This window comes from Christiangramia portivictoriae DSM 23547, assembly GCF_000423045.1.
Classification (GTDB): Bacteria; Bacteroidota; Bacteroidia; order Flavobacteriales; family Flavobacteriaceae; genus Christiangramia; species Christiangramia portivictoriae.
Window position 1 is genome coordinate 193,849 of the sequence record NZ_KE383971.1, and the last position, 16,115, is coordinate 209,963.

A 16,115-nucleotide genomic window follows, 5' to 3' on the forward strand; every position below is an offset into this window, starting at 1 on the left:
CGAGTGCTCAATTCAGGCTTCAGAATCAAAGATAATTATATTAAGCGTTTATGCAGAATCCCAGAAAATTGCTTTTACCGTTTTCCATTGTTTACAAAGCGGTAACAGGGGTTCGTAATCATTTATATGATCAGGGATATTTGAAAAGTATGAATTTCGAAATTCCAGTGATCGCAGTTGGGAATTTGAATATGGGTGGTACCGGCAAGTCTCCTATGATCGAATATCTTATAGACCTGCTATCAAAAAACTGGAAGCTTGCCACCTTAAGCCGAGGATATAAACGTGAAAGTTCAGGCTTCCAGATTGTACAGTTTGAAGATGCAGCCAGTAAAAGTGGTGATGAACCTCTTCAGTTTAAGAACAAATTCCCGGAAATCACAGTTGCTGTAGATGCAAATAGAGTAGAGGGGATTCAAAAATTGAAACAACATGGCTCCAATCTTATACTCCTGGATGATGCGTTTCAACATCGAAAGGTGGAAGCGGGATTTTATATTTTACTAACATCTTATAAAGATCTTTTTACGGAAGATTTTGTGCTTCCTGCTGGTAATCTAAGGGAGTCCCGCCATGGTGCCCGCCGGGCGAATGTGGTAGTGGTAACGAAATGTCCGCAGGATCTTTCAGGGAGCAAACAAAACGAAATACGTTCAAAAATTAAGGCCTATTTTAAAGGTCCGGTTTACTTCAGTACTATTCTATATTCTGATATGATCGTAGGTCAAATTGAGCGTGTACCTTTAATCGATATCGAGCAGGAGGATTTTGTTCTGGTAACCGGCATTGCCAACCCTTCTGCCATGATTTCATACCTGGCTGAAATGAATATTGATCTGAAACATTTTAAATTTCCAGACCATCATAATTTTTCGAATGCTGAAATTGAGAAACTTAGTACTTATGATAAAATTCTTACCACCGAGAAAGATTATATGCGCCTGAAGAATACAAGGCTGTTAGATAAGCTCTACTATCTGCCAATTCAAACCAGAATACTATCTGAAGCTAAAAAATTTGATGATTTAATTTTGAGATATACTCAAAAAAAATGAGGTGCAAAGCACCTCATTTTATATTGGCTAATTCAAATTATATGTGTTTCGTATCTTCAATATAATTCTACTAGCAATAACTTTACAAAGCCTGTGCCATTTTTCTTAAACCGTTGTTTCTCTGGCGGCTAGGTACTTGTTTATCTTGTGGAAAAATTCTTCGGTCTTATAAGGTTTGGGGATAATATCATTAAAGCCATTCATATAAAACTCATCCAGATTATCATCGAGGGTCACCGCGGTTAAAGCAATAATTGGAATATCCGGATTAAATTTTCTAATCTCTATGGTTGCTTCAATTCCCGTAATTCCGGGCATATGAATATCCATAAGAATGAGATCAAAATCATTGTTTTGAACCTTTTCTATCGCAATGGTACCATTATCTGCCACGTCGCAAATTACCTTGTTCTTTTCAAGGATCTTCCTGGTGATCATTTGATTGATCTTATTGTCCTCCACGATCAGGATATTCTTATCCTTCATAATATCGTTGGTTAGAACGATATCTTTGGAAGGAGCTATAGCTTCAGTTGGTTTTGTTTCCAAAGTCTCTGCTTCGAACTGCAATTCGAAAGTAAAAGTAGAACCTTTGCCCAGGTCGCTTTCCAGCTCAATTTCAGAATTTAGAAGACTTAGAAGATTTTTTACAATGGAAAGGCCGAGACCGGTTCCTCCAAATTTCCTGTTGATCTGGGTAGAGCCCTGTGTAAAGTTTTCGAAAATTGCTTTTTGTTTTTCCTTGCCAATTCCTTCCCCATTATCCTTGATCTCAAACTGAAGTGATACGAACTTTCCATCTTGACGGGTTTTGTTTACGGCAATCCATATGTCACCATCTTCAGTAAACTTGATGGAGTTGCCAATAAGATTGATAAGTATCTGAGAAACTTTGAGTGGATCCCCAATAAGTTTGGCCGGGATATCCTTGTCGTAAGAAAAATGAAGCTTGGTGTTCCTATCGTCTGCTGAATTTTTTAAGGCGATCAACACATCTGATATACGCTTCTGAAGATCAAAATTAGTCTTCACGATCTCCACTTTGTTTGCTTCCAGTTTGTTGAGGTCGAGAATGTTATTGATTAGAGATAGCAGGTATTCCCCGGAAAACTTCAGTGAATTTAAATGTTCTTTCTGGCTTTCCGTAGGGCTTTCCTCCAATAGCAGATGGGTGAGTCCTGTCACTGCGTATAGAGGCGTTCGTAATTCGTGCGTGATGGTAGTTAGGAACTGAGCTTTTGCCAGTGATGCTTTTTCTGCATTTTCCTTAGCCAGAATCAATTCAGAATTCTTCTTTTGCAACAACTCATTTGCTCTGGCCCGTAGATTATTGTTTTTGTACAGGCTTAATGTAAGCAGCGATAATATGGTGATCAAGGCTACGCTAAGTATTGTCGTAAGTTTGTTTACTTTTAAAGTTCTTTCGGTCTCTGCCTGCTGAGCTGTAAGTTGATCTACAGTAGATTTCAGTGCCGAATTTCCTAAGCGGGCATTCGCTTCAGTTGCAAGCGCTTCTTTGTTTACATCGAAAATGGTTTCTCTAATTAAATTTCCCTGCTGAAGTAATTCAAGGGCGCTCGCATAATTTTTTCTTTCCTGAGCAATTTCACTCAAAAGATTATAACTGTACATGATCATGCCTGTATATCCTTCTTCCTTGGAGATATTCAAGGCATTTCTGGCAGCAAGTTCTGCTTTTTCGTAATTTCCGTCTTTCAGAAAGCCGCGAGCCATAAAATAGTTCAATCTGGACTTTTCGTACTGGTTATTCGATTCTTCAAGGTAAATTTCTGCATTTCTCAATTCAGCCAGCGCTCTTGGTTTGGTTTCATCGTTATTGAAGTAAATAACAGCCCTGTTTAGAGCAATAATCCCCAGTTGCTCCCGATTATTTTGCTGAGTGTAATATTTTTCTGCTAGCCCCAGATAATTCAGGGCCCTTGTATATTCTCTTTTCGAAGTAAGCAATTTGGAATACAGCACATAAGAATAGTTCAAACCAGCATCATCGTTGATCTCTCTTTGAATAGACATTGCTCTGTCCAGCTGACTAATTCCATTGTCGTATTCATGTCGAACATGATACATCCTGCTAAGAATGGTGCTGGTGAGGGCGATATAGCTTTTCGCATCTATGCGCCTGGATAACTTTAAGGATAGATCTAATTGTTCCTGAGCCTTGTCAAAATTCATTGTATTGATAGACACCTCGGCTGCTGCCAGCAGTTTTTTGATCTGTTCAGGTTTTGGGTTTTCTTCATCAATCCCGGACTCCTGGAATCCAAAGATGGCGAAGCAACATACTAAAAGGATGAAACGCTTGAAGTTTTTCATTTATGGAAAAATAGCTAGAAGCTTTAATAAGTTGTTAAATATAGCTATTTATCGTTAACAAGTGAAATTAAATCGATAAGACGATTAGAGTAACCAATTTCGTTATCATACCAGCCAATCAGTTTGATTAAAGTTCCATCGATTACAGAGGTCATTCCGGCATCGAAAATGCAACTATTCTTATTGTCCAGGATATCTACAGAAACTATAGGATCTTCAGTATACTCCAGGATTCCCGACATTTCATTTTCTGAAGCTTTTTTGAAAAGCTGGTTCACTTCTTCTATGCTCGTAGATTTTTCCACATTCAATGTCATATCAGTAAGAGAGCCATTTGGAACCGGAACCCTGATGCCGCATCCTCCAATAACTTCGGTCAGGTCTGGGAATATGCTCGTAAGTGCTTTTGCTGCACCAGTAGTGGTAGGAATAATGGATTGTGCTGCCGCCCGACTTCTACGTAAATCTTTATGAGGTTTGTCATGCAAACTCTGGTCTGATGTAAAGGAATGAACAGTGGTGATATAAGCCTGTGTAACCCTTAATCGATCATGGATCACCTTTAGCATTGGTGCTGCATTATTAGTCGTGCAGGAGGCATTTGAAATAATTTTTTCATCACCGGTTAGAATTTCTTCATTAACACCCAATACGACCATCTTTATGGCATCGTCCTGTGGAGGTACCGATAGAATGACTTTTTTAACACCATTCTTCAGGTGTGGCATTAAGACTTCGGTCGTTTTGAATTTACCGCTACTTTCTATAACCATCTCCACTCCAAACCTATCCCAGGGAATATCTTTCGGACTTTGAAAATTTAATAGCGGAATAATACGACCATCCACAATTATTTCGTTGTCACCAGCAGAAATTTCATTGAAGATTCTTCCGTGGATACTATCATACCTGAGTAAGTGGGAAAGACTACGGGCGTCATGAATATCATTGATAGCCACAACTTCGATCTCTGGATGGTTTAGTAAAAGTCTAAAGAGATTTCTGCCTATGCGGCCAAAACCGTTAATGGCAATTTTTACAGGACTCGCCATGCAAACTTTTTAATTGATATGCTTTTGTGCTTTATAAGAAGATCTTACCAGAGCGCTGCTTTCTACGTGTCTAAAACCTAATTCCAGTCCGTATTCTTCATAGCGCTTAAATTGATCTGGAGTAATGAACTGTTTGACCGGTAAGTGTTTTTTACTTGGTTGAAGATATTGGCCAATCGTGACCACATCTACACCGGCTTCACGAAGATCTCTTAAGGTTTGGAATACTTCCTCTTCCTGCTCGCCAAGGCCAAGCATGATTCCAGACTTGGTTCTTCGAATTCCATTGTCCTTTAAATACTTAAGTACGGCCAGACTACGATCATACTTTGCCTGAATACGCACTTCTCTGGTAAGGCGTTTAACGGTCTCCATATTGTGAGAAACCACTTCAGGACTTACTTCGATGATTCGATCTATATTGCGTTCATTTCCCTGGAAATCGGGAATTAATGTTTCCAGTGTTGTTTCAGGATTCATTCTACGAATCGCCTTTACAGTTTCTGCCCAAATAATAGATCCCATGTCCTTAAGATCATCACGATCTACGCTGGTCACAACAGCATGCTTGATCCCCATGATCTTGATAGATCTGGCAACCTTTTCAGGTTCATCCCAGTCTACAGTCTCAGGTCGGCCGGTTTTAACACCGCAAAACCCACAGGATCTTGTACATACATTCCCAAGGATCATAAAAGTAGCTGTTCCCTCACTCCAGCATTCACCCATGTTCGGGCAACTACCGGAAGTACAAATAGTATGTAAGTCATATTTATCAACCAGGCTTCTCAACTCGGTATATTTCTTACCAGTAGGAAGCTTCACGCGTAACCACTTTGGTTTTGGAGTTCTTTGTGTCTTGGTTTTTACTGGAGCAACGTCTGTATTCATAGCAATAAATCTCTGTTTCAAAGATACAATAATAAGCTGAACTGCATAAATTAGACTACCGCCGATTCGAAACCTTACTTAAGGTTTCCTGCTTTCAATAATAGCTGCAAGTAACTTCTTGGCACGCAGTAGTTTTACCTTAATATTACTCATGGGTTCATCGAGATATTCTGCAATTTCCTTATAGGATTTCTCCTGAAAGAACCTGAGGTTGATCACTTCCTGGTAATGCGGTTTTAATTGCTTGATATCAAAAAGTAACTGTTCGAGATTCTGTTCTTTGATAAGCTTATCTTCAATCCCCGGGGTATCATCTGCGATCTGGTAAACCTGTTCTTCATCCTGCATGGAAGTCCTTGATCTAATAGAGGCTTTTTTCTTCCTGATTTGATCTATATGGATGTTCTTGGAAATTGCTATGAGCCATGTCACAAAGGAATAATTATCATCAAAGGTTTCAATGCGATTAAAAGCTTTGGAAAAAGTCTGGATGGTAATATCTTCAGCTTCATACTCATTCTGAGTCTTTTTAAGCTGAAAGCCATAAACATCTCCCCAGAATCTGTCTACCAGATAATTGAATGCCGACTGGCTGCCTTTCTGTGCTTCGCTGATCTTTTCTGAAAGTTGATTTGGGTTTACTTCCACTGTCCTGGTTTTGAAATGAGGTTGGAGCTAAATATAGCCAATTGAAAAAATATCAGGAAAAAATCAAATAATGGGTAGAACCAGATGACGTCTCTCTCATCAAGCTTTTCAGCAGCTTTGTAATACACGACCCCGTCAAGAATCAATTTAATTATTAGAATGGATATAACTGCGATAGGGAATACCTGGAGTATGCAGAGTATGATCAATAAGATCCAGAAAAATAATCTTGCAGTGTAATAAACTCCAAGCAGTAACTGGTGTATCTTCTGGTATTGTCTGGCTGTAGACACGTGCCTGCGTTTCTGTGTCATCCATTCTGAAAAATTTTTCTTCGGAACACTTCTCGTTATGGAATCTTTAGAAAAGCAAATAGCGGTATTCTCATCGTTCGCTGCTTCATTGACGAATAGGTCATCGTCTCCAGATTTAATATGCAGGTGACTGGCGAAACCTTTTAATTCGTAAAATCTATCTGAGGTATAAGCCAAATTACGGCCAACACCCATGTATGGGATACCATTTTTTGCATAGCTAAAATACTGCAGCGCAGTTAGCAAGGTTTCAAATCGTATTAATTTGTTCAATAATGAATTCTTCTGTTTGAAGTATCCGCCATATCCAAGAATGATTTCCCTGCTCGTAAACTCGTGCGTCATTTCACTAATCCAGTTCCTGGATTGGGGTACGCAGTCTGCATCAGTAAATAAAAGGTAGTTGTTGGAAGCTTTTTTAATACCCAGGGTGAGGGCATATTTTTTATTCGCCCAGAATGCTTCGATGTTCTGAACATTTACAATCTTCACCCGTGGATCGATATTCTGAAAATGCTCCATGATCTCCAGGCTATTGTCTGAAGAAGCATCATTGATTAGAATAAGTTCGAAATCCGGATGATCTTGTTCCAGAATAGCAGGTATACAATTCTGCAAATTCGCTGCTTCATTTTTCGCACAAACAATCACTGAAACGGGCAGGCTTGCAGTTTGTGACTTTTCCGAAGATGCAGAAGTGAATGAGAAAAAACTAAGATTATAAAGAATATTGATTATACCCGAAAGTATAAATAGACCAAATAAGACTATTTCCATTTAATCTAAGTAGTCTTGGCGGTATCTGAACAATTCTCCATCTCGTCTGGTAGTTTTCCACAAAAGCTACATGGTTCACCAGATTTGTTGAGGTAAGGATTCTGGCTGGCGCAGGTACCGGCAAACTTTCCATTTTTCTTTCCCCATATTTTAATAGCAATTCCGGCAAAAGCCAGACCTAACAATACCAGACTGATAATAAATAGTTTCATAGACTTCGAATTCTGTTGCAAAAATAATAATAAAAACAGGCAACTGAAAATTGGTCGTCTCATTAGTATATCGTTTACACTATTTAACTAAATTTTAATCGAATATGTAGCGCTATCAGTTAATTCAGAGATATCTTGCAGCGTTAACCACGAAAAAAACTACAATATGAAATTTAAAATGTTATTTACAACTCTTGCACTTTCAGCAGTCGTTTTCACTTCTTGTGATGATGGTAAAAAGAAAGAGCAGGAAGAAAAAGAGAAAATGGAGCAAATGGAAGCCGAAGAAAGAGAGGCTGAAATGCAGGCTGAAAAGGAAAAGCAGGAGATGCAATCCAACAGTATCGCTGCAAAAGCGATGGCAACAGACACTCTAAGTACTTTAGTATCTGCTCTAAAATCTGCTGAATTAGCAGAGATGATGAAGACAGAGGAAGGTCCTTTCACAGTTTTCGCGCCGAACAACGCTGCGTTTTCTAAAGTAGATCAGGCGACACTAGAAAGCTTGATGATGGAAGAAAATAAAGACAAACTGGCTGGTGTATTGAAATACCACGTAGTTGAAGGTGAAGTTATGGCTGCAGATCTTGTCAAATTGATCCAGGATAATAACGGAACTTATGCGGTTTCTACCGTTGGTGGAGGAGAGTTGAAAGCTTCTTTAGAAGGCGAGAACGTGATCCTTACCGATGAGAATGGAAATAAGGCGACTGTAGTACAGGCTGATGTTGATGCTTCTAACGGAGTTGTTCACATCATCGATGCAGTAGTGATGAAGAAAGCATAATTCTTCGACGAATTATAAGAAAAAAGGAGCGCATTTGCGCTCCTTTTTTTAATTGATAATATTGACTTCTGCCTCTAAAGGAACTTCAAATTTTGAATAAACTTTATCCTGGATCATCTTGGCAAGGTTCAGAATTTCCTCGCCTGTTGCCTCGCCATAATTGACCAGTACCAAAGCCTGATTCTTGTGAACTCCTGCGTCCCCATGTCGATATCCTTTAAGACCAGCCTGATCAATAAGCCATCCCGCCGGAATTTTTATTTCATCACTAGAAACCTGATATGAGGGTATTTCGGGATATTCCAGTTGTAATTCTTCAAATTGCCGTTTTGCAATCACGGGATTTTTAAAAAAGCTACCGCTGTTTCCAATTTCCTTAGGGTCAGGTAATTTTGATCTCCTTATAGTAATCACTGCATTCGATACATCCTGAATTCCTGGATCATTGATTCCAGATTTTTCCAGTTCATTGCGAATCGCTCCGTAATCGAGATGTAACTGATGATTTTTTTTGCTAAGCCTGAAACGAACAGATGTGATAATATAGAGGCCTTTGAGTTCATTCTTGAAAACTGAGTTTCGATAGCCAAAATTACAATCTTCCCGACTGAAGTCTTTCTCTTCAAGAGTTTGAATATTCATGGCATGACAACTTTCAAAGCTGTCTTTCAATTCCACCCCGTAGGCGCCAATATTCTGAATAGGGGAAGTGCCTACATTACCCGGAATAAGCGATAAATTCTCTAATCCTCCAAAACCTTGATCGATCGTATATAATACCAGTTCATGCCAGTTTTCTCCAGCAGCAACTTCCAGAATTACTTCATTTTCATCTTCAGCGACAACCTTTATGCCTTTGAGAGCTATATGAACTACTGTCTTATGAATATCCCTGGTAAGCAGCATGTTGCTACCACCTCCAAGAATAAATAACTCAGAAGAATAACTTTTCTTTAGAAGACGCCTTAGGTCCTCAAGGCTCGAGACCGATATAAATTTATCGGCCCGAACATCGATTCCAAAACTGTTATACTCCTTTAGTGAAAAGTTACGTATGACCTGCATTAAGCTTTGCTATTATATTGCTTTAAAGCTTTTTCCAGAATGACCAGTGCACGCTGTAAATTTTCTTTCTTCAAAACATAGGCAATTCTTACCTGATTCAATCCTGTATTTGGGGTAGAGTAGAACCCAGCCGCAGGTGCTACCATGATTGTCTCATTTTCATCTTCGAAATCTTCCAGTAACCATTTTGCAAAATCATCTGCATTTTCGATTGGAAGTTCAGCGATACAGTAAAAGGCTCCCTTTGGATTTGCCACCTTTACACCTTCAATCTTTTCCAGTCCCTGTACCAGAAGGTCTCTTCTTAAAGTGTACTGATCGATCACTTCGTCAAAATAGCTTTGAGGAGTATCTAAAGCAGCTTCACTGGCAATTTGCGCAAATGTTGGCGGGCTCAATCTTGCCTGTGCAAATTTCATGGCCGTAGCGATCACTTCAGTATTTTTAGAAACCAGACAACCTATACGAGCTCCACACATGCTGTATCTCTTTGAAACCGAGTCTACCATAATGGCGTGATTGGCCAGTTCAGGAATACTCATAATAGAATGATGTTTTACACCATCATATGCGAATTCGCGATATACTTCATCTGAAACGATAAAAAGGTCGTGCTTGATTGCGAGATCAGCCAGCTGTTTGATCTCCTCTTCTGTATAAAGGTAACCTGTTGGATTACCAGGATTGCAAATAAGTATCGCCTTCGTTTTCTCGGTGATCAATTTTTCAAATTCTGAAATTGGAGGAAGGGCAAAACCATCCTCGATCTTAGCCTGAATTGGTTTAATGTTTACTCCAGAAGCAGTTGCAAAACCATTGTAGTTTGCATAAAATGGTTCTGGGATGATCACCTCGTCTCCCTGGTCTGTAATGCTTCCCATGGTGAAAAGCAAAGCTTCAGATCCTCCAGTAGTGATAATGATATCTTCTTTTTCAACAGGAAGAGCAGTATTTTTATAGTATGAAGCGAGTTTTTCACGATAACCTTCAAAGCCTGCAGAATGACTGTATGACAGGACTTCAATATCATGATTTTTCACAGCGTTTAACGCCACTTCAGGAGTCGCGATATCTGGCTGACCAATGTTCAGCTGATAAATGATTTTACCTTTTGCAGCGGCTGCTTCAGCATAAGGGACTAATTTTCTTATAGGTGATTCGGGCATTTGCTGCCCTTTATTTGAAATCTTTGGCATGATAGTTCTTTTATAGGTTTGCAAAATTGCAAAAATAAAGCCTGAATCAAGAATAAACAATCCTGAATTATACGGTCTAAGCAGTTAAATTTCAGCATAAAAAAAGCCTCCAGTAAAGGAGGCTTTCAAATTTATTTCTGGAAGATGGCCTTAACTACCTGTCTCATCCACTATCTGTCCCTTAATTTTTAAGGACTTTATAGGTTCTTCAGCATTAGAATAAACCGTCACGGTTTTTCTGATATGACCTACTTTCTTTGTGTCGTACTTTACCTGGATTTCCCCGGTTTCGCCAGGCATGATTGCCTTTTCAGGTTTCTTGGGGATCGTGCATCCACAGCTGGATTTTATATCTTCCACGATCAAAGGTTCGTCTCCAACGTTTTTAAATTTGAAGACACGTACTCCATCGCTACCTTTTTTTATAATACCATAGTCGATCGTTTCAGAATCGAACTCGAATTTGGCCGAGTTTTGCGCCTGGGTGGTAGCAAAACCTGCCAGTACGAAAACTACGATTGCAATTAATTTTCTCATAATTCAGTTATTTATTCGGATTAGTAAAGATAAGGTGAAATGGGCTCAATCTCAAAATTTTAATCATTTCAGCAGCTTTCATAATCCTTCATTAATAATTACTTTTGCCCATATTTCAAAAACCAGACCAAGAAATGGCAATTGCTTCACAATACAATGCGAAAAAAGTAGAGGATAAGTGGTATGACTACTGGATGAAGAATAACTACTTTCACTCTGAAGTAGATGAGCGTGAACCTTATACGATAGTGATCCCGCCTCCTAATGTCACGGGAGTTCTCCATATGGGTCACATGCTGAACAATACCATTCAGGATGTCCTGGTTCGTCGAGCTAGACTAAAAGGTTATAATGCCTGTTGGGTGCCGGGAACAGATCATGCTTCTATCGCTACAGAGGCTAAAGTTGTGGCGAAATTAAAAGAAGAAGGTATCGATAAGAATGATCTTAGCCGTGAGGAATTTCTACAGCACGCCTGGGACTGGACTCATAAACATGGTGGAATTATTCTACAGCAATTAAAGCATCTTGGTGCCTCTTGTGACTGGGAGCGTACAAAATTCACGATGGATGATGACATGTCGGCATCGGTCATTAAAGTTTTTGTAGATCTGTATGACAAAGGACTTATATACCGCGGATACCGTATGGTGAATTGGGATCCTCAGGCAAAAACTACACTTTCAGACGAAGAAGTGAATTATGAAGAGCGTAATGGAAAGCTCTTCTATTTAAAATATAAGGTAGAGGGAAGCGACGATTATCTTACGGTTGCCACGACCAGGCCGGAAACTATTCTTGGCGACACTGCGATCTGTATCAACCCTAACGACGAACGTTTCGCCCATCTTCGAGGCAAAAAAGCGATTGTGCCAATCTGTAATCGAAGCATTCCTATTATCGAGGATGAATATGTAGACATGGAATTTGGAACCGGATGTTTAAAGGTGACTCCGGCGCATGATGAGAACGATAAGAACCTGGGAGAGAAACATCAACTGGATGTTATCGATATTCTTAATGATGATGCGACCCTGAATAGCTATGGTCTGCATTATGAAGGAAAGGATCGTTTTGTTGTTCGTGCAGAGATTGTAGAGGAGCTGGAACTATCTGGTAACCTTTCGAAAGTGGAAGATCACGTCAACAAAGTGGGAACCAGTGAAAGAACAGGTGCTGTGATCGAGCCAAAGCTCAGCGATCAATGGTTTCTGAAGATGAAAGAAATGGCAGAGCCTGCTATCAAAGCTGTGGTAGGTGACGATATTAACCTGGTGCCAGAAAAGTTTTTGAACACTTACAGGCACTGGATGGAAAATGTGCGGGACTGGAATATCTCTCGCCAGTTATGGTGGGGGCAGCAAATTCCTGCTTATTTCTACGGAAATGGCAAAGAGGATTTTGTAGTAGCTGAAACTGCTGAACTGGCACTGGAAAAAGCCAGGAAAGTAACTCAGAATGAATCACTTCAAGCTGAAGATCTTACTCAGGATAAGGATGCACTGGATACCTGGTTCTCCTCGTGGCTATGGCCAATGAGCGTTTTCAACGGAATTCTTGAACCGGAAAATAAAGAGATACAATATTATTACCCTACTAACGACCTGGTTACAGCACCTGAAATTCTGTTTTTCTGGGTAGCTCGTATGATCATGGCTGGTTATGAATATCGTGGAGAAAAACCTTTTAAGAACGTATACCTAACCGGAATAGTTCGGGATAAGCAGCGTCGTAAAATGTCCAAGTCTCTAGGGAATTCACCAGATCCACTTGGATTAATTGAGCAATATGGGGCAGACGGAGTTCGTGTAGGGATGCTTTTAAGTTCCCCTGCAGGCAACGACCTTATGTTTGACGAGGATCTTTGCAAGCAGGGTAGTGCTTTTACTAATAAAATTTGGAATGCTTTCAGACTCGTAAAAGGCTGGGAGATTTCCGAAGAAACAGAGCAACCGGAAACAGCGAAAAAAGCGATCGAATGGTATAAAGCTAAATTTCAGCTTAGTCTTAGAGAGATCGAAGACCATTATTCCAAATACCGAATAAGCGATGCTTTGATGTCTACCTACAAGTTAATATGGGATGACTATTGCAGCTGGTTCCTGGAAATGGTAAAACCCGGATATGGAGATCCTATAGATGCAGTTACTTACAGTCAGGTGATCGAAATCCTGGAAGACAACTTAAAAATACTTCATCCATTTATGCCATTTGTTTCTGAAGAGATCTGGCAAACTATTACTGAAAGATCTCCGGAAGAAGCACTGATCATTGCAAAATGGCCAGCGCAGACTTCCTTTGATGAAACCATTATTAAAGAGTTCGCTCATGCTTCTGAAGTGATCGCAGGAGTAAGAAAGATTAGAAAAGACAAGAACATTGCCTTTAAGAATCAGATCGAATTAATGGTGATGAATAATGAAAATACCAGCAGTAGTTTTGATTCGGTCATTTCCAAAATGGGTAACATCTCCAGCTACAACTATGTGACTGAAGCTACAGAAGGAGCCTTGTCCTTTAGAGTGCGGAGCAATGAATATTACATTCCAATAGTAGGCGCCATTGATGTGGATGCTGAAAAGGCGAAGATCCAGGAAGAATTATCTTATACAGAAGGTTTCCTGAAATCTGTCGATAAAAAATTGTCCAATAAGAGATTTGTAGACAATGCTCCTGAAAAGGTGGTTGCTATCGAAAAGGCTAAAAAAGCAGATGCTGAAGCTAAGATAGAAGCTCTAAAGGCCAGTCTTAAAAATCTAGGCTAGACCTGATAGTCAAGCGCAAAAAAAAGAGGATCATTTGATCCTCTTTTTTTGTTCTTCTAATTGATCTTGCCAATATATTCTTCAACAAGTTCTATATATTTTTCCTCCGCTTCCTTTTTACTAAGTTTTCTTACCTGGACAAGCGCATTGATCTTAAAAGCGCTTCTCAGATCGCCCTGGTTTCCAGGTGGTATGTAGAAACCGTTTCTTTCTGTAGCTCGCTTGTAAAGTGCGTAGAAATGCAGCATCACATCGGGTGGAAATTGTTCCTCGGTCTTGCTCGCCATTTCATAGGCTCTAAGAAATTTCATGTTTTCTACTACCATCACGTGATTATGATACAACATCAGCAATTACGCTTACGCCACCTTTTACTTTATCATTGATTCCAACATTGACTTTAGTGCCAATTGGTAAGAATACGTCTACACGGCTTCCAAATTTAATAAAGCCACTTTCACTTCCCTGAACTACCTCAGTTCCTTCCTCTGCATAATTTACGATGCGCTTGGCAAGTGCTCCGGCTATCTGTCTGTAAAGAACTTCACCAACAACTTCGTTCTCAACTACCACTGTGGTTCTTTCGTTTTCCTCGCTGGATTTGGGATGCCATGCTACCAGGAATTTCCCTGGATGGTATTTACTGAATTTTACTTTTCCGCCAACCGGGTGACGTGTAACATGAACGTTCAATGGTGACATGAAAATAGAAACCTGTAATCTTTTATCTTTAAAATATTCCTTTTCAAAAACTTCCTCGATCACCACTACTTTCCCGTCAACAGGAGAGACAACATGTTCATTATTGTGAACGGTTGGTCTTTTAGGGTTTCTAAAGAACTGAACGATCAGTAAAAAGAAAAGTACCGAGACTACGAGAATGGCAAATTTCAACCAGTAGAGGTCAATGAGGCTATAAGTTACTACGTTGATCGCAATAAGGATCAGCGCAGTTAATATCATTATTTTGTATCCTTCCTTATGAAACATAATTCAATATATATAAATATGCATAGATGAATGGGCTTGCAAATATAATACTATCCAGCCTGTCAAACAATCCGCCATGTCCTGGCATCAATTTTCCGCTGTCTTTTACGCCTGCCTGTCTTTTGAATTTGGACTGAATCAGATCGCCCAGAGTGCCGAAAATACTTAGAATAATCGCCATGCCTAGCCAAATAAGCGGCGTATTAAATTTACTAAAATCTGAAAGAGTGGTAGGAAAGAGTGGGCTGTAATACCAGATCGCGTAGCTCATCAGGCAGCTAAACACAAGTCCGCCCAGAAATCCTTCGATCGTTTTATTCGGACTTATCTTTTCATAAAGTTTATGCTTTCCGAAGTTTTTACCTACGAGATAAGCGAAAGTATCATTCGTCCAGATCAAAAAGAAAATTCCGATGACCAGCTTAGGAATAAAAACGCCCTCTATGGTTGGAATAAGGGTTAGGAAAATGGTGGAAGAAATAAGATAAAATATGATGATGATATATTTTTTCTTTTCGAAAACCGGGATCTTCTTGACTATAATAAGGTCTTTTACCAGGAAGAGGTTTACGAAAATTGTAATGAATAAAAGCATCACCGTGGCATCCTGATTAAATTTCAGAAAACTGAAGAGGTAAAACAGTATCGCCTGTAAAATAAATAACGCGTAGCTTTTGAGCCGAAGCAACTTTTGCATTTCAACAAGGCAAACGAGGCTCAACAGGTAGAAAAGAATTATAAATATTAATTCAGAGGAGAGTATCGAAGCAACCAGAATGGCTGTATACAATAGTCCAGATACAGTACGTATAATGGTTTCCTTCATAAATTACAGATCTTCCAGCAGTAGCAGGTATAAATTCTTTGTGCTACTTCCATAGCTCATAAAATCACCTTCTTTCTGGGTTTCAAAATTTTTAATGGTGGTAATATTGGAAGGGATTTGTTGTTTGTTTTTAAACTTAATTCCTCTTAATCCTTCTCCTATGGTGTCTATCAACTGGCTGGTTGAAGAAAGGATAATGAAATTGGTAGGGAGGTCGTGAAGTTTTCTTTCTTTGATCTGGTTCGACGAGATCAGAATAGATCCATCATTAGCCACGAGAAATTCACAGGTAGAAAGATAAAATTCAGCTTTTGCAGAGTGATTGAATTCCAGGTTAAAACCTTTGAATTTTTCCTTCAAATTATCGTCGAAACAGCAGCATTCTCTCTCATACCAGTCGTTTTCCAATAATATATTATCGAAAGCTTCCTGTACTTCAGCTTCATCAATGCAGTATAAGAACTTTCCCCCGTTATTTTTAAAGTTGAGCATAAAGCGCTCGTCAGTAGGTAATTTTACCTCTGGCATATACTTCCCTCGGTCTGCTTTCTCAGGCGTATCCTGATCCTGCTCTGCTCTCGCCTTGGGATTAAGAAACCTTTTGAATAGATTCATGGGGATGGATTCTGTTTCTTAGACATTTTATCAAAGTTAAAAAATCTGAAA

The 16,115-nt window shown here is 39.4% G+C and carries 16 protein-coding genes; 3 read left to right on the forward strand and 13 right to left on the reverse strand.

The window, feature by feature from the left end; genetic code table 11:
- The first annotated feature begins 50 nt into the window (after positions 1-50).
- The gene (lpxK, locus tag G529_RS0109250; RefSeq protein WP_026915255.1) at positions 51-1,055 is read left to right on the forward strand and encodes a tetraacyldisaccharide 4'-kinase; all 1,005 of its coding nucleotides are present in this window, start codon (positions 51-53) and stop codon (positions 1,053-1,055) included.
- A 105-nt stretch (positions 1,056-1,160) separates the two neighbouring features.
- Here lpxK and G529_RS0109255 read toward each other — a convergent pair whose 3' ends face one another.
- From G529_RS0109255 to G529_RS0109280, 6 genes are all read right to left on the reverse strand, one after another.
- On the reverse strand, positions 1,161-3,389 hold the full coding sequence (locus G529_RS0109255; protein WP_026915256.1) for a hybrid sensor histidine kinase/response regulator: 2,229 nt from the start codon (positions 3,387-3,389) through the stop codon (positions 1,161-1,163).
- A gap of 44 nt (positions 3,390-3,433) precedes the next feature.
- Positions 3,434-4,441, reverse strand: a complete 1,008-nt coding sequence (gene gap / locus G529_RS0109260; RefSeq protein WP_026915257.1) for a type I glyceraldehyde-3-phosphate dehydrogenase — start codon at positions 4,439-4,441, stop codon at positions 3,434-3,436.
- Positions 4,442-4,450: 9 nt separating this feature from the next.
- Entirely contained in the window at positions 4,451-5,332 is an 882-nt protein-coding gene (lipA, locus tag G529_RS0109265) for a lipoyl synthase (protein ID WP_026915258.1), read from the reverse strand.
- A gap of 78 nt (positions 5,333-5,410) precedes the next feature.
- Entirely contained in the window at positions 5,411-5,980 is a 570-nt protein-coding gene (locus G529_RS0109270; RefSeq protein WP_026915259.1) for an RNA polymerase sigma factor, read from the reverse strand.
- Positions 5,971-7,071, reverse strand: a complete 1,101-nt coding sequence (locus G529_RS0109275) for a glycosyltransferase (RefSeq protein ID WP_026915260.1) — start codon at positions 7,069-7,071, stop codon at positions 5,971-5,973. Before G529_RS0109275 ends, G529_RS0109270 begins: the two co-directional genes overlap by 10 nt.
- Before the next feature lie 5 nt (positions 7,072-7,076).
- Positions 7,077-7,283: a hypothetical protein gene (locus G529_RS0109280; protein ID WP_026915261.1), complete on the reverse strand. Its 207-nt coding sequence runs from the start codon at positions 7,281-7,283 to the stop codon at positions 7,077-7,079.
- A 166-nt stretch (positions 7,284-7,449) separates the two neighbouring features.
- On the opposite strand from G529_RS0109280, the gene G529_RS0109285 reads away from it, so the two are divergent.
- Positions 7,450-8,070: a fasciclin domain-containing protein gene (locus G529_RS0109285; protein ID WP_026915262.1), complete on the forward strand. Its 621-nt coding sequence runs from the start codon at positions 7,450-7,452 to the stop codon at positions 8,068-8,070.
- A 48-nt stretch (positions 8,071-8,118) separates the two neighbouring features.
- On the opposite strand, the gene murB is transcribed toward G529_RS0109285, so the two are convergent.
- The 3 genes from murB to G529_RS0109300 form a co-directional block, all read right to left on the reverse strand.
- Entirely contained in the window at positions 8,119-9,135 is a 1,017-nt protein-coding gene (gene murB / locus G529_RS0109290) for a UDP-N-acetylmuramate dehydrogenase (protein ID WP_026915263.1), read from the reverse strand.
- Entirely contained in the window at positions 9,135-10,331 is a 1,197-nt protein-coding gene (locus G529_RS0109295; protein WP_026915264.1) for a pyridoxal phosphate-dependent aminotransferase, read from the reverse strand. Before G529_RS0109295 ends, murB begins: the two co-directional genes overlap by 1 nt.
- 150 nt (positions 10,332-10,481) lie before the next feature.
- Positions 10,482-10,868: a DUF1573 domain-containing protein gene (locus tag G529_RS0109300; RefSeq protein ID WP_026915265.1), complete on the reverse strand. Its 387-nt coding sequence runs from the start codon at positions 10,866-10,868 to the stop codon at positions 10,482-10,484.
- 134 nt (positions 10,869-11,002) lie between these two features.
- Between G529_RS0109300 and G529_RS0109305 the strand changes: the two genes are divergently transcribed.
- The gene (locus G529_RS0109305) at positions 11,003-13,633 is read left to right on the forward strand and encodes a valine--tRNA ligase (RefSeq protein WP_026915266.1); all 2,631 of its coding nucleotides are present in this window, start codon (positions 11,003-11,005) and stop codon (positions 13,631-13,633) included.
- A 56-nt stretch (positions 13,634-13,689) separates the two neighbouring features.
- Here the strand turns inward: G529_RS0109305 and G529_RS0109310 are convergent, their stop codons facing one another.
- From G529_RS0109310 to G529_RS0109325, 4 genes are read right to left on the reverse strand one after another with little or no spacing between them, the layout of a single operon-like run.
- Positions 13,690-13,980: an acyl-CoA-binding protein gene (locus G529_RS0109310; protein ID WP_245566904.1), complete on the reverse strand. Its 291-nt coding sequence runs from the start codon at positions 13,978-13,980 to the stop codon at positions 13,690-13,692.
- Positions 13,967-14,623, reverse strand: coding sequence for a phosphatidylserine decarboxylase family protein (locus G529_RS0109315; protein ID WP_026915268.1), 657 nt, complete (start codon positions 14,621-14,623; stop codon positions 13,967-13,969). Before G529_RS0109315 ends, G529_RS0109310 begins: the two co-directional genes overlap by 14 nt.
- Positions 14,613-15,449, reverse strand: coding sequence for a phosphatidate cytidylyltransferase (locus G529_RS0109320; protein WP_026915269.1), 837 nt, complete (start codon positions 15,447-15,449; stop codon positions 14,613-14,615). Before G529_RS0109320 ends, G529_RS0109315 begins: the two co-directional genes overlap by 11 nt.
- 3 nt (positions 15,450-15,452) lie before the next feature.
- Positions 15,453-16,064 carry an LUD domain-containing protein gene (locus G529_RS0109325; protein ID WP_026915270.1) on the reverse strand — a complete coding sequence of 204 codons (612 nt, stop codon included), beginning with the start codon at positions 16,062-16,064 and terminating at the stop codon, positions 15,453-15,455.
- Positions 16,065-16,115 lie beyond the last annotated feature (51 nt).